A 14,860-nucleotide genomic window follows, 5' to 3' on the forward strand; every position below is an offset into this window, starting at 1 on the left:
TTTCGCCGCGCCCCGGGTCCGCAGGTTCCGACGCCCCGGGACGAGCTCCGGGCGCGGACCGTGATCGCAGCGCGGAGCCAGAGGGGGGCGCATGACGGCCGAGACGGCAGTGGGCGGACCGGTGGTGGGCATGCCGCCGCGGCGGCGCGTTCCGCTGGGGCCCAACGGGCCGCTGGGCATGCTCGTCGACCCGATGACCTGGCGTGCCGTGCCGTACATGCTGGTGAGCGTCTTCTACGGCGCGGTCTGCTCCGCCTTCATGGCGTCCGCCATCCCGATCGCGCTCAGCCTGGTGATCGTGTGGGCCGGACTGCCGCTGCTCGCGCTGACCATGTGCGCCTGGCGCGCCGCGGCGATGCTGGAGCGCAGGCTGGTCCGGCTGGCCTTCGGCGTCACGATCCGCGACCCCTACCGGCCCTCCCGGGGCGACAACCTGTTCCTGCGCTGGAAGGACATGTTCGTCGACCCGGCGACCTGGAAGGACCTCCTCTACCTCCTGCTGTTGCTGCCGATCGGAGTCGTGGAGTTCGTCGTCTCGGTGGCCCTGTGGTGCCTGGGGTTCGGCATGATCATCGTGCCCACCGTCCTGCTGTTCGGCGGAGCCCCGGTGACGATCACCGACGGGCTGCTGGTCGACAGCGTGCCGGAGGCGCTGCTGTGCGTGCCCGTCGGAGTGGGGGTCCTCCTCGTCGCGCTCTACGCGACGCGGGGGATGGCCTGGCTGCACGCGCTGCTCGCCGTCGCGCTGCTGGGGGCGGGGGAGAAGAACCTGCTGGCCGCCCGGGCGGCCCACCTGCGGGCCAGCCGGGCCCGCGCGGTCGACGCGGCCGAGGCGGAGCGGCGCAGGATCGAGCGCGACCTGCACGACGGCGCCCAGCAGCGGCTGCTCTCCGTCGCCATGGACCTGGGCCGGGCCCAGGCCAAGATGGACTCCGACCCCCAGGGCGCCCGGGAGCTCCTCGCCCAGGCCCACGCCGGCGCCAAGGCGGCGATCGCCGAGCTGCGCGACCTCGCCAGGGGCATCCACCCGGCGATCCTCACCGACCGCGGACTGGACGCGGCGCTCTCCTCGCTCGCGGCCCGAGCCCCCGTGCGGGTGGACCTGTCGGTGGAGGTCTCCCACCGCCCCCCGCCCGCGGTGGAGAGCATCGCGTACTTCGTCGTGGCCGAGTCCCTGACCAACATGGTCAAGCACGCCGAGGCGACCGAGGTCTCCATCCGGGTCAGCCGCGAAGGCCAGCGGGTGGTCGTCGAGGTGCACGACAACGGGGTCGGGGCCGCGGTGCCGCGCGCCGGAGGGGGCCTCGCGGGGCTGGCGGACCGGGCCGCGACCATCGACGGCACCCTGACCGTGGACAGCCCGCTCGGCGGTCCTACGCTGATCCGCGCCGAACTGCCCTGCCAATGGTGAAAACTCGGACCATGCGGGTGGTGATCGCCGAAGACTCGGTGCTGTTGCGTGAGGGGCTGGCCCGGCTGCTGGCCGACGGCGGGATCGAGACCGTCGGGGTGGCGGGGGACGGCCCGGGGCTGGTGACCGCGGTCGCCGAGCACGGCCCCGACCTGGCGATCGTGGACGTGCGGATGCCGCCGAGCCACACCGACGAGGGGCTGCGCGCCGCCCTGGAGGCCAGGTCGCGGCGGCCGGGGCTGCCGATCCTGGTGCTGTCGCAGTACGTCGAGCAGCAGTACGCCGCCGAGTTGATCGGCGGGGGGGCGTCGGCGGTCGGTTACCTGCTCAAGGAGCGGATCGCGGACGTGTCGGAGTTCCTCGACGCGGTGCGCCGGGTGGCGTCCGGGGGGACGGTCATCGACCCCGAGGTGATCGCGCAGTTGCTGAGCCGCCACCGCCGGGACGACCCGCTGGAGTCCCTGACCGCCCGGGAGCGGGAGGTCCTGGCCCTGATGGCCGAGGGGCGCTCCAACGCGGCGGTCGCCGCGCGCCTGGCCGTCACCGACGGCGCGGTGGAGAAACACATCTCCGGCATCTTCGGCAAACTCGGCCTCGAACCCGCCTCCGACGACCACCGCCGGGTCCTGGCCGTCCTCGCCTACCTGGGCAGATGACCGAACGCCCGGCGGTTGTCACCGCCGGGCGTCCCTGCCGTTCTCAGCTCCCGCGTGTCCTGCCCGCCGTCTGTGCGGCTTGCGCCCGGGGTTGGGGACGCGAGTCGTACAGCGCGGCGCGGAGGGTGTCGTTTAGCGGACGTCCACGAACTCGTAGCCGGACTTGGAGCCGTAGGTCTTGCTGGTGCCGGGGACCTGGGCGCGCCAGTAGGCGTCGGTCTTCGGCTTGACGGTCTTGCTGAACTTGCCGCTGCCGTTCGCCTTCACGAAGTAGGCGAACTTCCAGGAGGCAGAGCCCTTCTTCTTGGAGTAGAGCTCGATCATCTTGCCGGAGTAGGCGGAGCTGCCCCGGTAGACCTTGCCGTACAGGCGGACCTTCTTGCCCTTCTTGACCTTGTTCGCGCTCACGTCGAACGAGACCTTCGACTTGGCCTTCTTCGACTTGGAGGTGCCCGTCTGGACCCAGAAGGTGTCGGCCTTCTCGATCTTGACGCTCTCCTTGCCGCGCGCGGCGACCAGTTCCAGGGTCCAGGACCCCGTGGCGTAGTCGTCGTCGAACCAGGTCTCCCGGTACCACTGGTTGGCGGTGTTGCTCTTCGACAGCTCCAGGTCGACGGAGTCGTTGCTGTCGTTGCTGAAGAGACGGGCGGTGACCGAGGAGGCGCCGACGACGTTCGCCTTGACGACCACCTCGGTCTCCTCGCCGGCGCTCACGACGACCGGGTCCGTCACCGAGGCGCTGACGTACTTGACCTGCGGGCTGACCGTGACTTCCTTGCAGCTGTCGCTGCTCGCGCCGCTACGGCTGACATGCAGGCGGACCTGCCAGTTGCCGTCCTTGTTGTCCTTGGTGACCTTGAAGCTGCCCTTGAGCTTGACGTCGGCGGTGGGCAGCGTCGGGGTGGTGCCGGCGGCCGGCGGAGCCGGGACGGCGGGCAGGGCCTCGATCGTGGCGCTGTTCCAGGCGGTCTCGCCGACGCGCTGGAACTCGGCCGTGACGGCGGTGATGTTCCTGTCGACCTTGCCCTCGACGAGCTTCCAGGCGTCCTTGAGGGTCGCCTCGAAGTCGACGGTGGCGTCGTCCTTGAGCGGGACGTAGGCGTCACCGAAGGTGATGGCGGTGACGTCGGCGGTGTTCAGAGCACAGGCCACTGCGGTGGCGCTGGTCTGGGTGGCGAAAGCAGTCGCCGTACCAGTTGCGAAGACGGCAGCCCCCGTTGCGGCCGCAAGAAGCAACCGCATTCCCTTCCTCATCTGGTCCCCTAACTGAGGTAAAAAAATGGGTAAAGTTACGGTTTGGGCACCGGAGCCTAGTGGGGCTGGTGTGACTCGTCTACAAACGCAGGTCATCTCCGCTGGGAATGTCTTGTGGCCTGGGATGGTTGGAGCATCTGGCACACTGGTAGCCGAACCGCAGCGGTTCCGGTTCCCGCCCGCGCGCACCTCAGTGTGCACACCGCGCGCAAGCCTGACAGGCGAGAGACAGTGGCGACCCGGCGACCGCGCTTTGGAGAGGAACTGAAGCCATGAAGCCCGACATTCACCCGGAGTATGTGACCACCGAGGTGACCTGCACCTGTGGTAACACCTTCACCACTCGCAGCACCGCGAAGAGCGGCGCGATCCACGCCGACGTCTGCTCCGCCTGCCACCCGTTCTACACGGGCAAGCAGAAGATCCTGGACACCGGCGGCCGGGTGGCGCGCTTCGAGAAGCGCTTCGGCAAGAAGACCACGGGCCAGTAGCCCACACCCGACGCCGGCCCGGAACCACCCCCGTTCTCCGTGGGTGCGCCCGGGTCGGCGTTCGTGGTGATGAGGCAGGCTTCGACGGTTTTTCAGGAAGGACGCACGGTGAATCTCGACGAGCTGCTCAGTGAGTACGCCGAGCTGGAACTCAAGCTCGCCGACCCCACCGTGCACGCCCACCCGGCACAGGCGCGTACCTTCGGCAGGCGCTACGCCGAGCTGACCCCGATCATCACCACCTATCGGGAGCTCGAAGGCGTCCAGAACGACCTGGACACGGCCAGGGAGCTGGCGTCCGAGGACGAGGCCTTCGCCGAGGAGGCCAAGGAGCTCGAAGGACGCGTCCCCGAGCTGGAGGACAAGCTCAGGCACCTGCTCATCCCGCGTGATCCCAACGATGACAAGGACATCATCATGGAGATCAAGGCGGGCGAGGGCGGTGAGGAGTCGGCGCTGTTCGCCGGTGACCTCCTGCGGATGTATCTGCGGTACGCCGAGCGGGTCGGCTGGAAGACCGAGCTCATCGACGCCACCCACTCCGACCTGGGCGGCTACAAGGACGTCACGGTCGCGCTGAAGGCCAGGGGCGACGAAGGCGTCTGGTCGAGGCTGAAGTTCGAGGGCGGCGTGCACCGCGTTCAGCGGGTGCCGGTCACCGAGTCGCAGGGCCGTATCCACACCAGCGCCGCGGGCGTCCTGGTCTATCCGGAGGCCGAGGAGGTCGACGTCCAGGTCGACCCGAACGACCTGCGCATCGACGTCTACCGCTCCAGCGGCCCCGGCGGCCAGAGCGTCAACACCACCGACTCCGCCGTGCGGATCACGCACATCCCGACCGGCGTGGTCGCCTCCTGCCAGAACGAGAAGAGCCAGCTCCAGAACAAGGAGTCGGCCATGCGCATCCTGCGGGCACGCCTGCAGGCCATCGCCGAGGAGGAGGCCAACGCCGCCGCGATGGCCGAGCGCAAGTCCCAGATCCGGACGGTCGACCGCTCCGAGCGGATCCGCACCTACAACTTCCCCGAGAACCGCATCTCCGACCACCGTGTCGGCTTCAAGGCCTACAACCTTGATCAGGTTCTGGACGGTGACCTCACGGCCGTCATCCAGTCCCTGCTTGACGCCGAGATGGCGGAGAAGCTCGCCGCCCACTCATAGAACGCGCCCATGACCTTTCTGCTGGACGAGATCGCCCTCGCCACCGCCCGGCTCGCCGAGGCAGGTGTGCCGTCGCCACGCACCGACGCCGAGGAGATCGCCGCATATGTCCACGGTGTCCGGCGCAGTGAGCTGCACAACGTGACGGACGCGGACTTCGACGCGCTGTTCTGGGAGGGGGTCGCGCGGCGTGAGGCCCGCGAACCACTCCAGCACATCACCGGGCGCGCCTACTTCCGCTACCTGTCCCTGGAGGTCGGGCCCGGCGTGTTCGTGCCGCGCCCGGAGACCGAGGTCGTGGCCGGGTGGGCCATCGAGCGGCTGCGGGAGATGGACGTCGCCTCCCCGGTGGTCGTGGACCTCGGCACCGGCTCCGGCGCCATCGCGCTGTCCATCGCCCAGGAGATCGCGCTGGCCACGGTGCACGCGGTCGAGGTCGACCCGGACGCCTACCGCTGGGCCAAGCGCAACATCCTGGAGCACGGCCAGGGCCGGGTCCACCTGCACCCGGAGGACCTGGCCGACGCCCTGTCCGAGCTGAACGGCCAGGTGGACCTGGTCATCTCGAATCCGCCCTACATCCCGCCGGGGGCGATCCCCCGCGATCCCGAGGTGCGTGACTACGACCCGCACCGGGCGCTGTACGGCTCCGGCAGCGACGGTCTCGACGAGGTCAGGGCGGTGGAGCGGACCGCCAGGCGGCTGCTGCGTCCGGGCGGCTTCGTCGCCGTGGAACACGCCGACGAGCAGGGCACCCCGGTCTATCTGATCTTCTCCGAGGACAACGGCTGGCGCGACGTCCGCAGCCGCCAGGACCTCACCCGCAGGGACCGCTTCGTCACCGCCCGTTTCGGCCAGGAATAGGCAGGAACGCGTTGGCGCGGTGCGAGCGAGCCGGTGGGCACAGTAGCTTTGGCTCGCTGGTGGCGGGTCGCTGGGCGAGGAGGCACGTGAGTGAGCGCAGCGAGCGAGCCGGTGGACACAGTAGCTTTGGCTCACTGATGGCGGGTCGCTGGGCGAGGAGGCACGTGAGTGAGCGCAGCGAGCGAGCCGATGGACACAGTAGCTTTGGCTCACTGATGACGAGCCGCTAGGCGAGGAGGCAAAGTGAGCCGACGTTATGAATGCACGGATGCCGAGCAGCGAGCCGCCGGCCTGACCGACGCGGCGTCAGCCGTACGGCGGGGCGAGCTTGTGGTGCTCCCGACCGACACCGTCTACGGCATCGGCGCCGACGCTTTCACGCCGTCCGCCGTCACCTCCCTGCTGGAGGCCAAGGGGCGCGGCCGGGACATGCCGGTGCCCGTGCTGGTCGGCACCGTGCGCGCCGCCAACGCCCTCGTGGAGAACCTCGGTCCTTACGGCCAGGATCTCGTCGACTCCTTCTGGCCCGGTCCCCTCACGCTGATCTGCCGCGCCAACCGGTCGCTGTCATGGGACCTGGGCGACAGCAAGGGCACCGTCGCGATCCGGATGCCCCTGCACTCGGTCGCTCTGGAGCTGCTCAAGGAGACCGGCCCGATGGCCGTCTCCAGCGCCAACCGCTCCGGGGCCCCCGCCGCCATCACGGCGGCCGACGCGGAGAAGCAGCTCGGTGACTCGGTCGCCGTCTATCTCGACGGCGGGCCGTGCGCCGACGACACCCCGTCCACGATCCTCGACCTGACCACGGCGGTTCCCCGGCTCCTGCGCCGCGGGGCCGTCTCGGTGGAGAAGCTGCGCGGGGTGATCGGCTACGTGGCGACGGACGCGGGTCCGGAGTCCGACGACTGACCAGCGGATCCACGGCTTATGCCGTGATCCATGCTGTCTGATTATCCTCGTGACGCGAGGCTGTCTCCCCGGTACCGTGAAGTCCGCCGACACTTCCGGGAGACGTCCATGGGTAAGTTCGACGGAATGGACCCCAAGCTGGTCCGTGATCTGCTGTCCGAGGTCAATCAGGCGTCCAAGCAGATGCGGGCCGTCGAGGGCCAGGTCACCCGGCTGATGAGCGGGGCGGGTCTCTCCTCGCAGTCCACCCACCGTCCGTCGCAGATCGCCGACGCGTGCGAGGTGATGGTCCGCGACGTCTCCGCCCGCGTGGCACTGCTGGAGAAGAGGATCAGGCAGGAGTCGGCGCCTCTGGCCGAGCCGAAGGCCGGAGAGCCGAAGATCGCGGATTCCGGGGCGGACGGTAAGTCCGAGCCGAAGCCGGATTCCGGGGCGGACGGTAAGTCCGAGCCGAAGCCGGAGAGGCCGAAGGTCGAGGATCTGAAGCCCGCCGTGCCCAAGGGCGACGAGGCTCCCCCGTCACGGGACCAGTCCCCGGACAGCGGTTCCAAGGACGACCCGAAGCCCGAGTCCAAGAAGGACACCGATTCCGGCTCCAAGGGGGAGACCGGTTCCAAGGGCGACGAGACGTCTCCGCGTAAGGGGGAGCCCACCTCCGAGGCGCCCCGGGGCGACCCCGATTCCCACAAGGTGACCGTCCACGACCCGCGGACGGCGAACGTCAACGACACCGCTCCGGACGCCAAGCCGGACACCGGCTCCAAGGCTGACGAGACGTCTCCGCGTGATGGGGGTTCGGTTTCCGAGGCGCCTCCTCGGGTGGAGGGTGTCGATGACACCGGCTCCAAGGGGGAGACCGGTTCCAAGGGCGACGAGCGCTCGCCCAGGGACGGGGGCGGTGTCTCCGGTGTCGACCTCCCGGACACCGCGGGCAAGGACCACCCCGACGACGTCGACCAGCGGGGTGACATGAAGCCGAGGGTCGTGGCGGTGGACGGGGTGCAGGTGCTCCAGGTCCCGCTCGACTCGCCCACGGCGGCGGAGGTCGCCGAGCTGCTGAAGAACATCGAGGACATCCCGCCGCTGGAGATGCCCGGCGTCGAGGGCGCCTCCGATACCACCGGCGCGCAGCCCGACCGGGTCGACCCGACTCCGGCGCCGCCGTGGACCGACTCCGACATCTCCGTCCCCGACACGGTGGAGCCCGATCCCGAGCAGAGGGTCCAACCGCCGGGCACGGGCGGGGAGAGCGGCACCCAGTCGGCGGGGAACGCGCCCGGGAGCGCGGAGACGCCGCCCGCCGAGACAGCGGTGGGCGAGTCGGCGGCGCGGTGGGCGTCCGACGGCACCGACGTGGTCTCGGTCCAGGCGGATCCGCCGAGCGCCGACGCGCTCAGGACGCTCGCCGACAACGCTCGCGACATCGAGCCGCTGGACATGCCCGGCGTGCAGGTTCCCGACGGCGAGACGTGGGGTGAGGGCGCGTGGGCGCCCATGGACGTCGGGCCCGACGGCTCGGCGGGCGATGTGGATCCGGGAGACCCGCTGCAGCCGATCCCGCCGCCCGGCGGCGGACGGGTGGGCGGGCAGTGAGCGTGAGGAGTCTGTGATGTTCGTGGATCCACCCGCACCGCAGCCGCTACAGCCGGGGGAGACCCCGCCCGCCTCGGCGGCTCCCGGCCTGCCGTCCCCGGACGGGACGATCGCGTGGGAGTTCAACCCCGACTACCAGCGGCTGGTCACGATGTGGCGGCAGGTGCTCCCCACGCTCGACACCCTGACCTCCACCCTGGACAAGGCCTACCAGCTGGCCAGGAGCAGGGACGTCTGGGACGCCCCGGTCTCGGGGCGTTACGTGGAGGAGATGGCCGAGTGGCGCACCCGCCTCGGCCTCTACCGCCAGGCGATCCTCACCTCGATCAGCGACCAGGCGGCCGACACCCCGAGATGGGTGCCCGCCAACGCCGGCGCTCCGCACGCATTCTCGTGACGGCGCGCCCCTGACTTCGGAAAACAGGGGCGCCCGGGCTTACAGTGGGGTGAGTCGTCATCCCTGGGGTGTGAGCCATGGGCGCAGAGCCGTACTACGGGCCCGACTTCGGGCTCCTGCACAGGCAGGACCCAGAGGTCGCGCAGGTCCTCCTCGACGAGCTCGATCGGCTCCGCGGTGGCCTCCAGCTCATCGCCAGCGAGAACTTCGCCTCGCCGGCGGTGCTCGCCGCGCTCGGATCGACGCTCACCAACAAGTACGCCGAGGGGTATCCCGGCAGGCGCTACTACGCCGGCTGCGAGGTCGTCGACCGGGCCGAGCGGCTCGCGATCGACCGGGCCAGGCGGCTGTTCGGCGCCGACCACGTCAACGTCCAGCCGCACTCGGGCGCCTCGGCGAACCTGGCGGCCTACGCCGCGCTGCTCCAGCCGGGCGACACGGTGCTGGCCATGGAGCTGTCACACGGCGGCCACCTCACCCACGGTTCCAAGGTCAACTTCTCCGGCCGGTGGTTCGACGTCGTCGCGTACGGCGTGCGCAGGGACACCGAGCTGATCGACTACGACGAGGTCAGGGAGCTGGCGCTGCGGCACCAGCCCAAGATGATCATTTGTGGTGCCACGGCCTACCCGCGTGAGATCGACTTCGCCGCCTTCCGGGGGATCGCGGACGAGGTCGGCGCCTGGCTGCTGGCCGACGTCGCCCACACCGTCGGCCTGATGGCCGGAGGCGCCCTGCCGTCCGCCGTGCCGTACGCCGACGTGGTCACCTTCACCACGCACAAGGCGCTGCGCGGTCCGAGAGGCGGCGGGATCATGTGCACGCGGGAGCTGGCGGCCCGGATCGACCGGGCGGTCTTCCCGTTCGTCCAGGGAGGCCCGCTCATGCACGCGGTGGCGGCCAAGGCGGTGGCGTTCGGTGAGGCGCTCCGGCCGGAGTTCGCCGACTACGCGCGCCAGGTGGTGGCCAACGCCCAGGTGCTGGCCGACGCGCTGGCCGCCGAGGGGATGCGGCCCGTCTCCGGGGGCACCGACAGCCATCTGGCCCTGATCGACCTGCGCGACGTCGGGGTCACCGGTGCGGTGGCCGAGCAGCGGTGCACCGCCGCAGGGATCACACTGAACCGCAACACCATCCCCTACGACCCCGAGCCGCCCACGGTGACGTCCGGGATACGGGTGGGAACCCCCTGTGTCACGACGCAGGGGATGGGGGCCGAGCAGATGAAAGAGGTGGCCTCGCTGGTGGCACAGGTCATCCGTAACCCTGACGCAGTGGGAGAGACCAGGGCGCGGGTGGCGGCCCTCACGGAGATCCATCAGATATATCCCAGCGAACTATGAGCTGTTCTGTGTCGTTTTCCGGTCACAGCTGGCCGGACTATCCGCGAAACTAGGTCCGTGCGCGAATATCTACTCATGGCGCTGGTGGCGGCAGCGGTGACCTACCTCCTGGTCCCGCTGGTCCGCGTGTTCGCCATCCGCATCGGTGCGATGCCAGAGGTCCGTGACCGTGACGTGCACACCACCCCGACGCCCAGACTCGGCGGTCTGGCGATGTACGGGGGGCTCGTCGCCGGCCTGCTGATCGCCAGCCAGTTACCCTACGCCGGGGGCAGGCTGGCCGAGGGCAAGACCGTGATCGCGCTGATCGCGGCGGGTGGCCTGATCACCCTCACCGGCTTCCTGGACGACTGGTGGGGGATGGACGCCCTCATCAAACTCGCCGGGCAGGTCGGCGCCGCGGGTGTCCTCGTCGCCTTCGACGTCAGCCTGCCGTGGCTCCCGTTCCCCACCGCGCTGGGCGGTCAGATCATCCTCGACTCCACGCTGAGTCCACTGCTCACGATCCTGGTCGTGGTCGTCATGATCAACGCGGTGAACTTCGTCGACGGGCTGGACGGCCTGGCGGGCGGGATCGTCGGCATCGCCGCCATGGCCACCTGGACCTACTCCATCGTGCTGTCCAAGGACTACGGCGACACCAGCATCAACGTCACGGCGGCGATCGCCTCGGTGCTCATCGGCATGTGCCTGGGCTTCCTGCCGCACAACTTCCACCCGGCGAAGATCTTCATGGGTGACACCGGGGCGATGCTGATCGGCCTGGTCCTCGCGTCCACGATGATCACCATCACGCCCCTCGACTCGACCAGCATCAACCGCTTCCCGGTGATCCTGCCGATGCTGGTGCCGGTCGCCATCCTGGTGCTGCCGCTGCTCGACCTGATCATGGCGGTGATCCGGCGCACCTCCAACGGCCTGTCGCCGTTCTCCCCCGACCGGGGACATCTGCACCACCGGCTGCTGGACATCGGTCACTCGCACCGGCGCAGCGTGCTGATCATGTACACCTGGACGTTCCTGTTCGCCTTCACGGTCGTGGCGATGTCCGTCGAGGGCGTCCCGCTCGTGCTGTTCCCGCTCACCGTGCTGCTGGCCGTGGGCGTGCTGGTGATGATGGCGCTGCCGAGCTGGCGCGCGCGCAAGAGCGGGGGCGGCGGTGCCGGCGCCGGCGGGCGTCACGTCCGCCCCGGCGGAGGGCCGGTCCAGGGGCAGAGCCGACCACTCCCGCCGGAGACGCCCGGCCCCCGGTCGGTGGCGGCCGACGACGACACGGCGGTGCTCTCCGTGCTCCCTGACCTGTCACTTACCGCTCCCAGTCCGGGTTTCTCAGCCCCTGAGACGCCGCGCTGAACACCTGCCGGAAACCTCTTGATCGTTTACTTGAAACGGCAGGTAAAGGCGCTCTTCTGTGAGCTTGTGATAGCTTTCACTAGCAGCCGCTCAACAGGATGAGCCCTGCAAGGTAGCAATCGCTCGCTTGATAACAGTTACTTGGAGTGCCGATGCAGGCCAACGACGTGCGCCTCCTGAAGGGGGCTGCGATACCCACGCTGCTGGTGGGGCTTGTCGTGGTCGTCGTCGCCGCCCTCGTGGCCGGAGGCAAGGGGGCGCTGGGCGCGGCGATCGGGGCACTGGTCGTCTGTGTCTTCTTCACCCTCGGCATCGTCGCGATCTCCTACGCCGGCCGAGTCTCGCCGATGGCGATGATGACCGCCGCGGTCGTGACCTACGCGGTGAAAATTCTCATAGTCATGGCCCTGTTGAAGGCGTTCGAGAACGCCACCGCGTTCGAGCCCAAGGCGTTCGGCTGGGGTGCCGTCGTGTGCACCGTCGCCTGGACCATCGGCGAGATGCGCGGGTTCATGAAGCTCAAAATGCTCTATGTCGACCCCGATGGCAAGACCCCCGGGTCCGGGTGATACCCGATGAGGCGTAGTATCTCGCTCGCGTGTGTGACCGGGCCCGATATGACTAGTCCTCACCGCGGCTGCTATCGTCATGCCCGCGATGAGCGAGAAGAAAATCCGGCCCGAGGACGACGGCCGCGACTTTGCCAGCGCCGCTTGGTCGATCCCCAGCTATCTCCTCTCCGGGATGATTCTGTACGGCGGTGCCGGATGGTTGCTGTCCAAATGGACGGGCGTGATCGCTTTCACCCCGATCGGATTGATCCTCGGAGTCTCTCTCGCCGTCTACCTGGTCTACCGGAAGTACGGTCGCTAGCCTTCGGCGGCGGTCGCTTCGCTGACGAAGCCATTTCGATCCACTACCACGCTGAAGGGAACGCCGCGTGAGCACGCTGACGCTCCTCGCTTCCGGGGACGAGTTCACGCCTCCGGGCCTCGAACTCTTCGACCTCCCCCCGATCATTCCAGGCGTCGACTGGTTCACGAAGCCCGTGCTGCTGGCGCTTCTGAGCACGCTCATCGTCGTGGTCTTCTGCTGGTCCGCATTCGCAAATCCGAAGATCGTGCCCCGGGGCGTCCAGAACGTCGCCGAGATGGGCTACATGTTCGTCCGCGACCAGGTCGCCCGGCCGTTCCTCGGCAAGGACGCCGACCGGTGGATGGGCCTGCTGCTCAGCATCTTCTTCCTGGTCTGGATCTGGAACCTGATGGGGGTCGTCCCCGTCCTGCAGTTCCCCGTGGCCTCGCACATCGCCTTCCCGATCGTGCTTGCGCTCAGCATCTACGTCCTCAAGGTCTACCTGGGTGTCAAGCACCAGGGACCGGTCGGTTATTTCAAGAACATGATGTTCCCGCCGGGGTTGCCCAAGCCGATCTACGTGCTGCTGGCCCCGATCGAGTTCCTCTCGAACATGATCATCGCGCCCTTCACCCACGCGGTCCGACTGTTCGCCAACATGTTCGCCGGCCACATCATCCTCGCGTTCTTCAGCATGGTCGGCTTCTGGTTCCTCTTCGAGAAGCTCACGCCGCTGGGTGCCCCGCTCGGCGTGGTCGGCGTCCTCATGACGATCGCCATGACCGGCTTCGAGATGTTCATCCAGTTCCTGCAGGCGTTCCTCTTCTCCATGCTCGCCGCGATGTACATCGGCAACTCGCTCCACGCCGAGCACTAAGACCAACCTCGAATAGTCCAGACCGGTGGGACGTCCCACCGGCCGACCGTAAAGGAATACAGGAATGTCCGTCCTCGCTGAGGTCACCGGCTCCCTCAACGCTCTCGGCTCGATCGGCTACGGTCTCGCCGCCATCGGCCCCGGCATCGGCGTCGGCATCATCTTCGGTCAGGGTGTGCAGGCGATCGCCCGCCAGCCTGAGGCCTACGGCCTGATCCGCCAGAACATGCTGCTCGGCTTCGTTCTGACCGAGGCCCTGGCCCTGATCGGCCTCGTCGCGCCGTTCATGTTCCGCTAAGACGCAACAAACCTGACGGAAGGCTGCACACATGATTCAGGCAGCTTCACTCCTGGCAGCGGAGGAGGGGGGCAACCCCCTCATCCCACACACCTACGAGCTGGTCGTCGGCGTCTTCGCGTTCCTCGTCGTCCTCGTCGTCGTCGGTAAGATCCTCACCCCGCGCATCCAGAAGACCCTGGTCGAGCGGACCGAGGCCATCGAAGGCGGGATCCAGAAGGCACAGGACGCGCAGGCCGAGGCCCAGGCGCTGCTCAAGCAGTACAAGGAGCAGCTCGCCGAGGCTCGTCACGAGGCTTCGCGCCTGCGTGAAGAGGCTCGCGAGCAGGGTGCTCAGATCAAGGCCGAGCTCCGCGAGGAGGCGCAGGCCGAGGCCCGTCGTCTCGTCGAGGCCGCGCACACCCAGATCGAGGCCGACCGCCAGCAGGCGTTCGCCCAGCTCCGCTCCGAGATCGGCCGTCTGTCGACCGATCTGGCCAGCCGCATCGTCGGTGAGTCCCTGGAGGACGAGGCGCGTCAGCGCCGCACCGTCGACCGGTTCCTTGAGGAGCTCGAGTCGAGCAGCGCGGCGGTCCGCTGATGCTGAGAGGTCTGAGCAGGGCTTCGCTGGCCGAGGTCGAAGAGCGCTTCAACGCCGTGGCGGGAAGCGCGGACCTCGGCTCGCTGGCCGACGAGCTCTTCGCGGTCGCCGACCTGTTCGACCGTGAGCACGGGCTCCGCCGCAACCTGTCCGACCCCGCCCGCCCGGCGGCCCAGAAGGCGCAAGCCGTACGGGTCCTGCTGGAGGGCAAGGTCAGCGGTGCCGCACTGGAGACGGTCATCGCGGCCGTCTCCGCCAAGTGGGCGCGCTCGGGCGACCTGGCCGACGTGCTCGAACGTCTCGGCGTGATCGCCGCCGCGGCCGAGGCCGAGGCGGCGAGCAGGCTCGACGACGTCGAGGACGAGCTGTTCCGGTTCGGGCGCATCGTCGCCTCGGACCTGGAGCTGTACCGGACCCTGACCGCCCCCGGCGTCCCCGCGCAGGCCAAGCAGGAGCTGCTCGGCTCCCTGCTCGCCGGCAAGGTCGCCCCCACCACCCTCCGTCTGATCTCGCAGCTCGTGGTCCATCCGCGAGGACGTAGCCTGGACAGAGGACTGGAGGAGTTCGGCTACCTGGTCGCCGCCCAGCGACAGCGTCTCGTCGCGGTGGTGCGCAGCGCTGTCGAGCTCTCCGAGGAGCAGAAGCGGCGTCTCGCCACGTGGCTGCGCACCTCGTATGGCCGCGACGTTCATCTGAACGTCGAGGTGGATCCGCGAGTGCTCGGAGGGTTCTCGGTTCACATCGGGGACGACCTCATCGACACCACCATCGCGGGACGAATCGAAGAAGTCCGCCGCCGGTTGGCCGGCTAGGCGAAT

Annotated in this window: 17 protein-coding genes; 16 read left to right on the forward strand and 1 reads right to left on the reverse strand. The window is 68.9% G+C overall.

The features are described 5' to 3' along the window. The first annotated feature begins 91 nt into the window (after positions 1-91). Both SROS_RS07940 and SROS_RS07945 read left to right on the forward strand, forming a co-directional pair. Positions 92-1,411: a sensor histidine kinase gene (locus tag SROS_RS07940; protein WP_012888388.1), complete on the forward strand. Its 1,320-nt coding sequence runs from the start codon at positions 92-94 to the stop codon at positions 1,409-1,411. An 11-nt stretch (positions 1,412-1,422) separates the two neighbouring features. Then, positions 1,423-2,067 (forward strand): response regulator transcription factor, encoded by a 645-nt coding sequence (locus SROS_RS07945; protein ID WP_043651567.1) that lies wholly within the window; start codon positions 1,423-1,425, stop codon positions 2,065-2,067. 132 nt (positions 2,068-2,199) lie between these two features. On the opposite strand, the gene SROS_RS07950 is transcribed toward SROS_RS07945, so the two are convergent. After that, the gene (locus SROS_RS07950; protein WP_012888390.1) at positions 2,200-3,309 is read right to left on the reverse strand and encodes a hypothetical protein; all 1,110 of its coding nucleotides are present in this window, start codon (positions 3,307-3,309) and stop codon (positions 2,200-2,202) included. A gap of 284 nt (positions 3,310-3,593) precedes the next feature. Here SROS_RS07950 and rpmE point away from each other — a divergent pair, with 284 nt between their 5' ends. The 14 genes from rpmE to SROS_RS08020 all read left to right on the forward strand — a co-directional run bounded on the left by rpmE (position 3,594) and on the right by SROS_RS08020 (position 14,854). Then, on the forward strand, positions 3,594-3,812 hold the full coding sequence (rpmE, locus tag SROS_RS07955; protein WP_012888391.1) for a 50S ribosomal protein L31: 219 nt from the start codon (positions 3,594-3,596) through the stop codon (positions 3,810-3,812). Positions 3,813-3,920: 108 nt separating this feature from the next. After that, entirely contained in the window at positions 3,921-4,973 is a 1,053-nt protein-coding gene (prfA, locus tag SROS_RS07960; protein ID WP_012888392.1) for a peptide chain release factor 1, read from the forward strand. 9 nt (positions 4,974-4,982) lie between these two features. Beyond that, entirely contained in the window at positions 4,983-5,837 is an 855-nt protein-coding gene (gene prmC / locus SROS_RS07965) for a peptide chain release factor N(5)-glutamine methyltransferase (RefSeq protein ID WP_012888393.1), read from the forward strand. 243 nt (positions 5,838-6,080) lie between these two features. Next, entirely contained in the window at positions 6,081-6,746 is a 666-nt protein-coding gene (locus SROS_RS07970) for an L-threonylcarbamoyladenylate synthase (protein ID WP_012888394.1), read from the forward strand. A gap of 108 nt (positions 6,747-6,854) precedes the next feature. Continuing rightward, a complete protein-coding gene (locus SROS_RS07975; protein ID WP_012888395.1) occupies positions 6,855-8,339 on the forward strand; it encodes a hypothetical protein in 1,485 nt (494 codons plus the stop codon). A 16-nt stretch (positions 8,340-8,355) separates the two neighbouring features. After that, entirely contained in the window at positions 8,356-8,736 is a 381-nt protein-coding gene (locus SROS_RS07980) for a hypothetical protein (protein ID WP_012888396.1), read from the forward strand. A gap of 77 nt (positions 8,737-8,813) precedes the next feature. Beyond that, entirely contained in the window at positions 8,814-10,079 is a 1,266-nt protein-coding gene (locus SROS_RS07985; RefSeq protein WP_012888397.1) for a serine hydroxymethyltransferase, read from the forward strand. Between the two features lie 57 nt (positions 10,080-10,136). Continuing rightward, positions 10,137-11,432, forward strand: a complete 1,296-nt coding sequence (locus SROS_RS07990) for a glycosyltransferase family 4 protein (RefSeq protein ID WP_081453058.1) — start codon at positions 10,137-10,139, stop codon at positions 11,430-11,432. A gap of 152 nt (positions 11,433-11,584) precedes the next feature. Then, positions 11,585-12,001: a Cg1360 family ATP-synthase-associated protein gene (locus SROS_RS07995; protein ID WP_012888399.1), complete on the forward strand. Its 417-nt coding sequence runs from the start codon at positions 11,585-11,587 to the stop codon at positions 11,999-12,001. Between the two features lie 88 nt (positions 12,002-12,089). Continuing rightward, a complete protein-coding gene (locus SROS_RS08000; protein ID WP_043655021.1) occupies positions 12,090-12,305 on the forward strand; it encodes an AtpZ/AtpI family protein in 216 nt (71 codons plus the stop codon). A gap of 67 nt (positions 12,306-12,372) precedes the next feature. Continuing rightward, positions 12,373-13,164: a F0F1 ATP synthase subunit A gene (gene atpB, locus SROS_RS08005; protein WP_012888401.1), complete on the forward strand. Its 792-nt coding sequence runs from the start codon at positions 12,373-12,375 to the stop codon at positions 13,162-13,164. 64 nt (positions 13,165-13,228) lie between these two features. Further along, on the forward strand, positions 13,229-13,462 hold the full coding sequence (atpE, locus tag SROS_RS08010) for an ATP synthase F0 subunit C (RefSeq protein WP_012888402.1): 234 nt from the start codon (positions 13,229-13,231) through the stop codon (positions 13,460-13,462). A 31-nt stretch (positions 13,463-13,493) separates the two neighbouring features. Then, the gene (locus SROS_RS08015; RefSeq protein ID WP_012888403.1) at positions 13,494-14,042 is read left to right on the forward strand and encodes a F0F1 ATP synthase subunit B; all 549 of its coding nucleotides are present in this window, start codon (positions 13,494-13,496) and stop codon (positions 14,040-14,042) included. Beyond that, positions 14,042-14,854, forward strand: a complete 813-nt coding sequence (locus SROS_RS08020; protein ID WP_012888404.1) for a F0F1 ATP synthase subunit delta — start codon at positions 14,042-14,044, stop codon at positions 14,852-14,854. Before SROS_RS08015 ends, SROS_RS08020 begins: the two co-directional genes overlap by 1 nt. The last annotated feature ends 6 nt before the right edge of the window (positions 14,855-14,860 follow it).

The sequence above is a fragment of the Streptosporangium roseum DSM 43021 genome (assembly GCF_000024865.1).
Taxonomy (GTDB): Bacteria; Actinomycetota; Actinomycetes; order Streptosporangiales; family Streptosporangiaceae; genus Streptosporangium; species Streptosporangium roseum.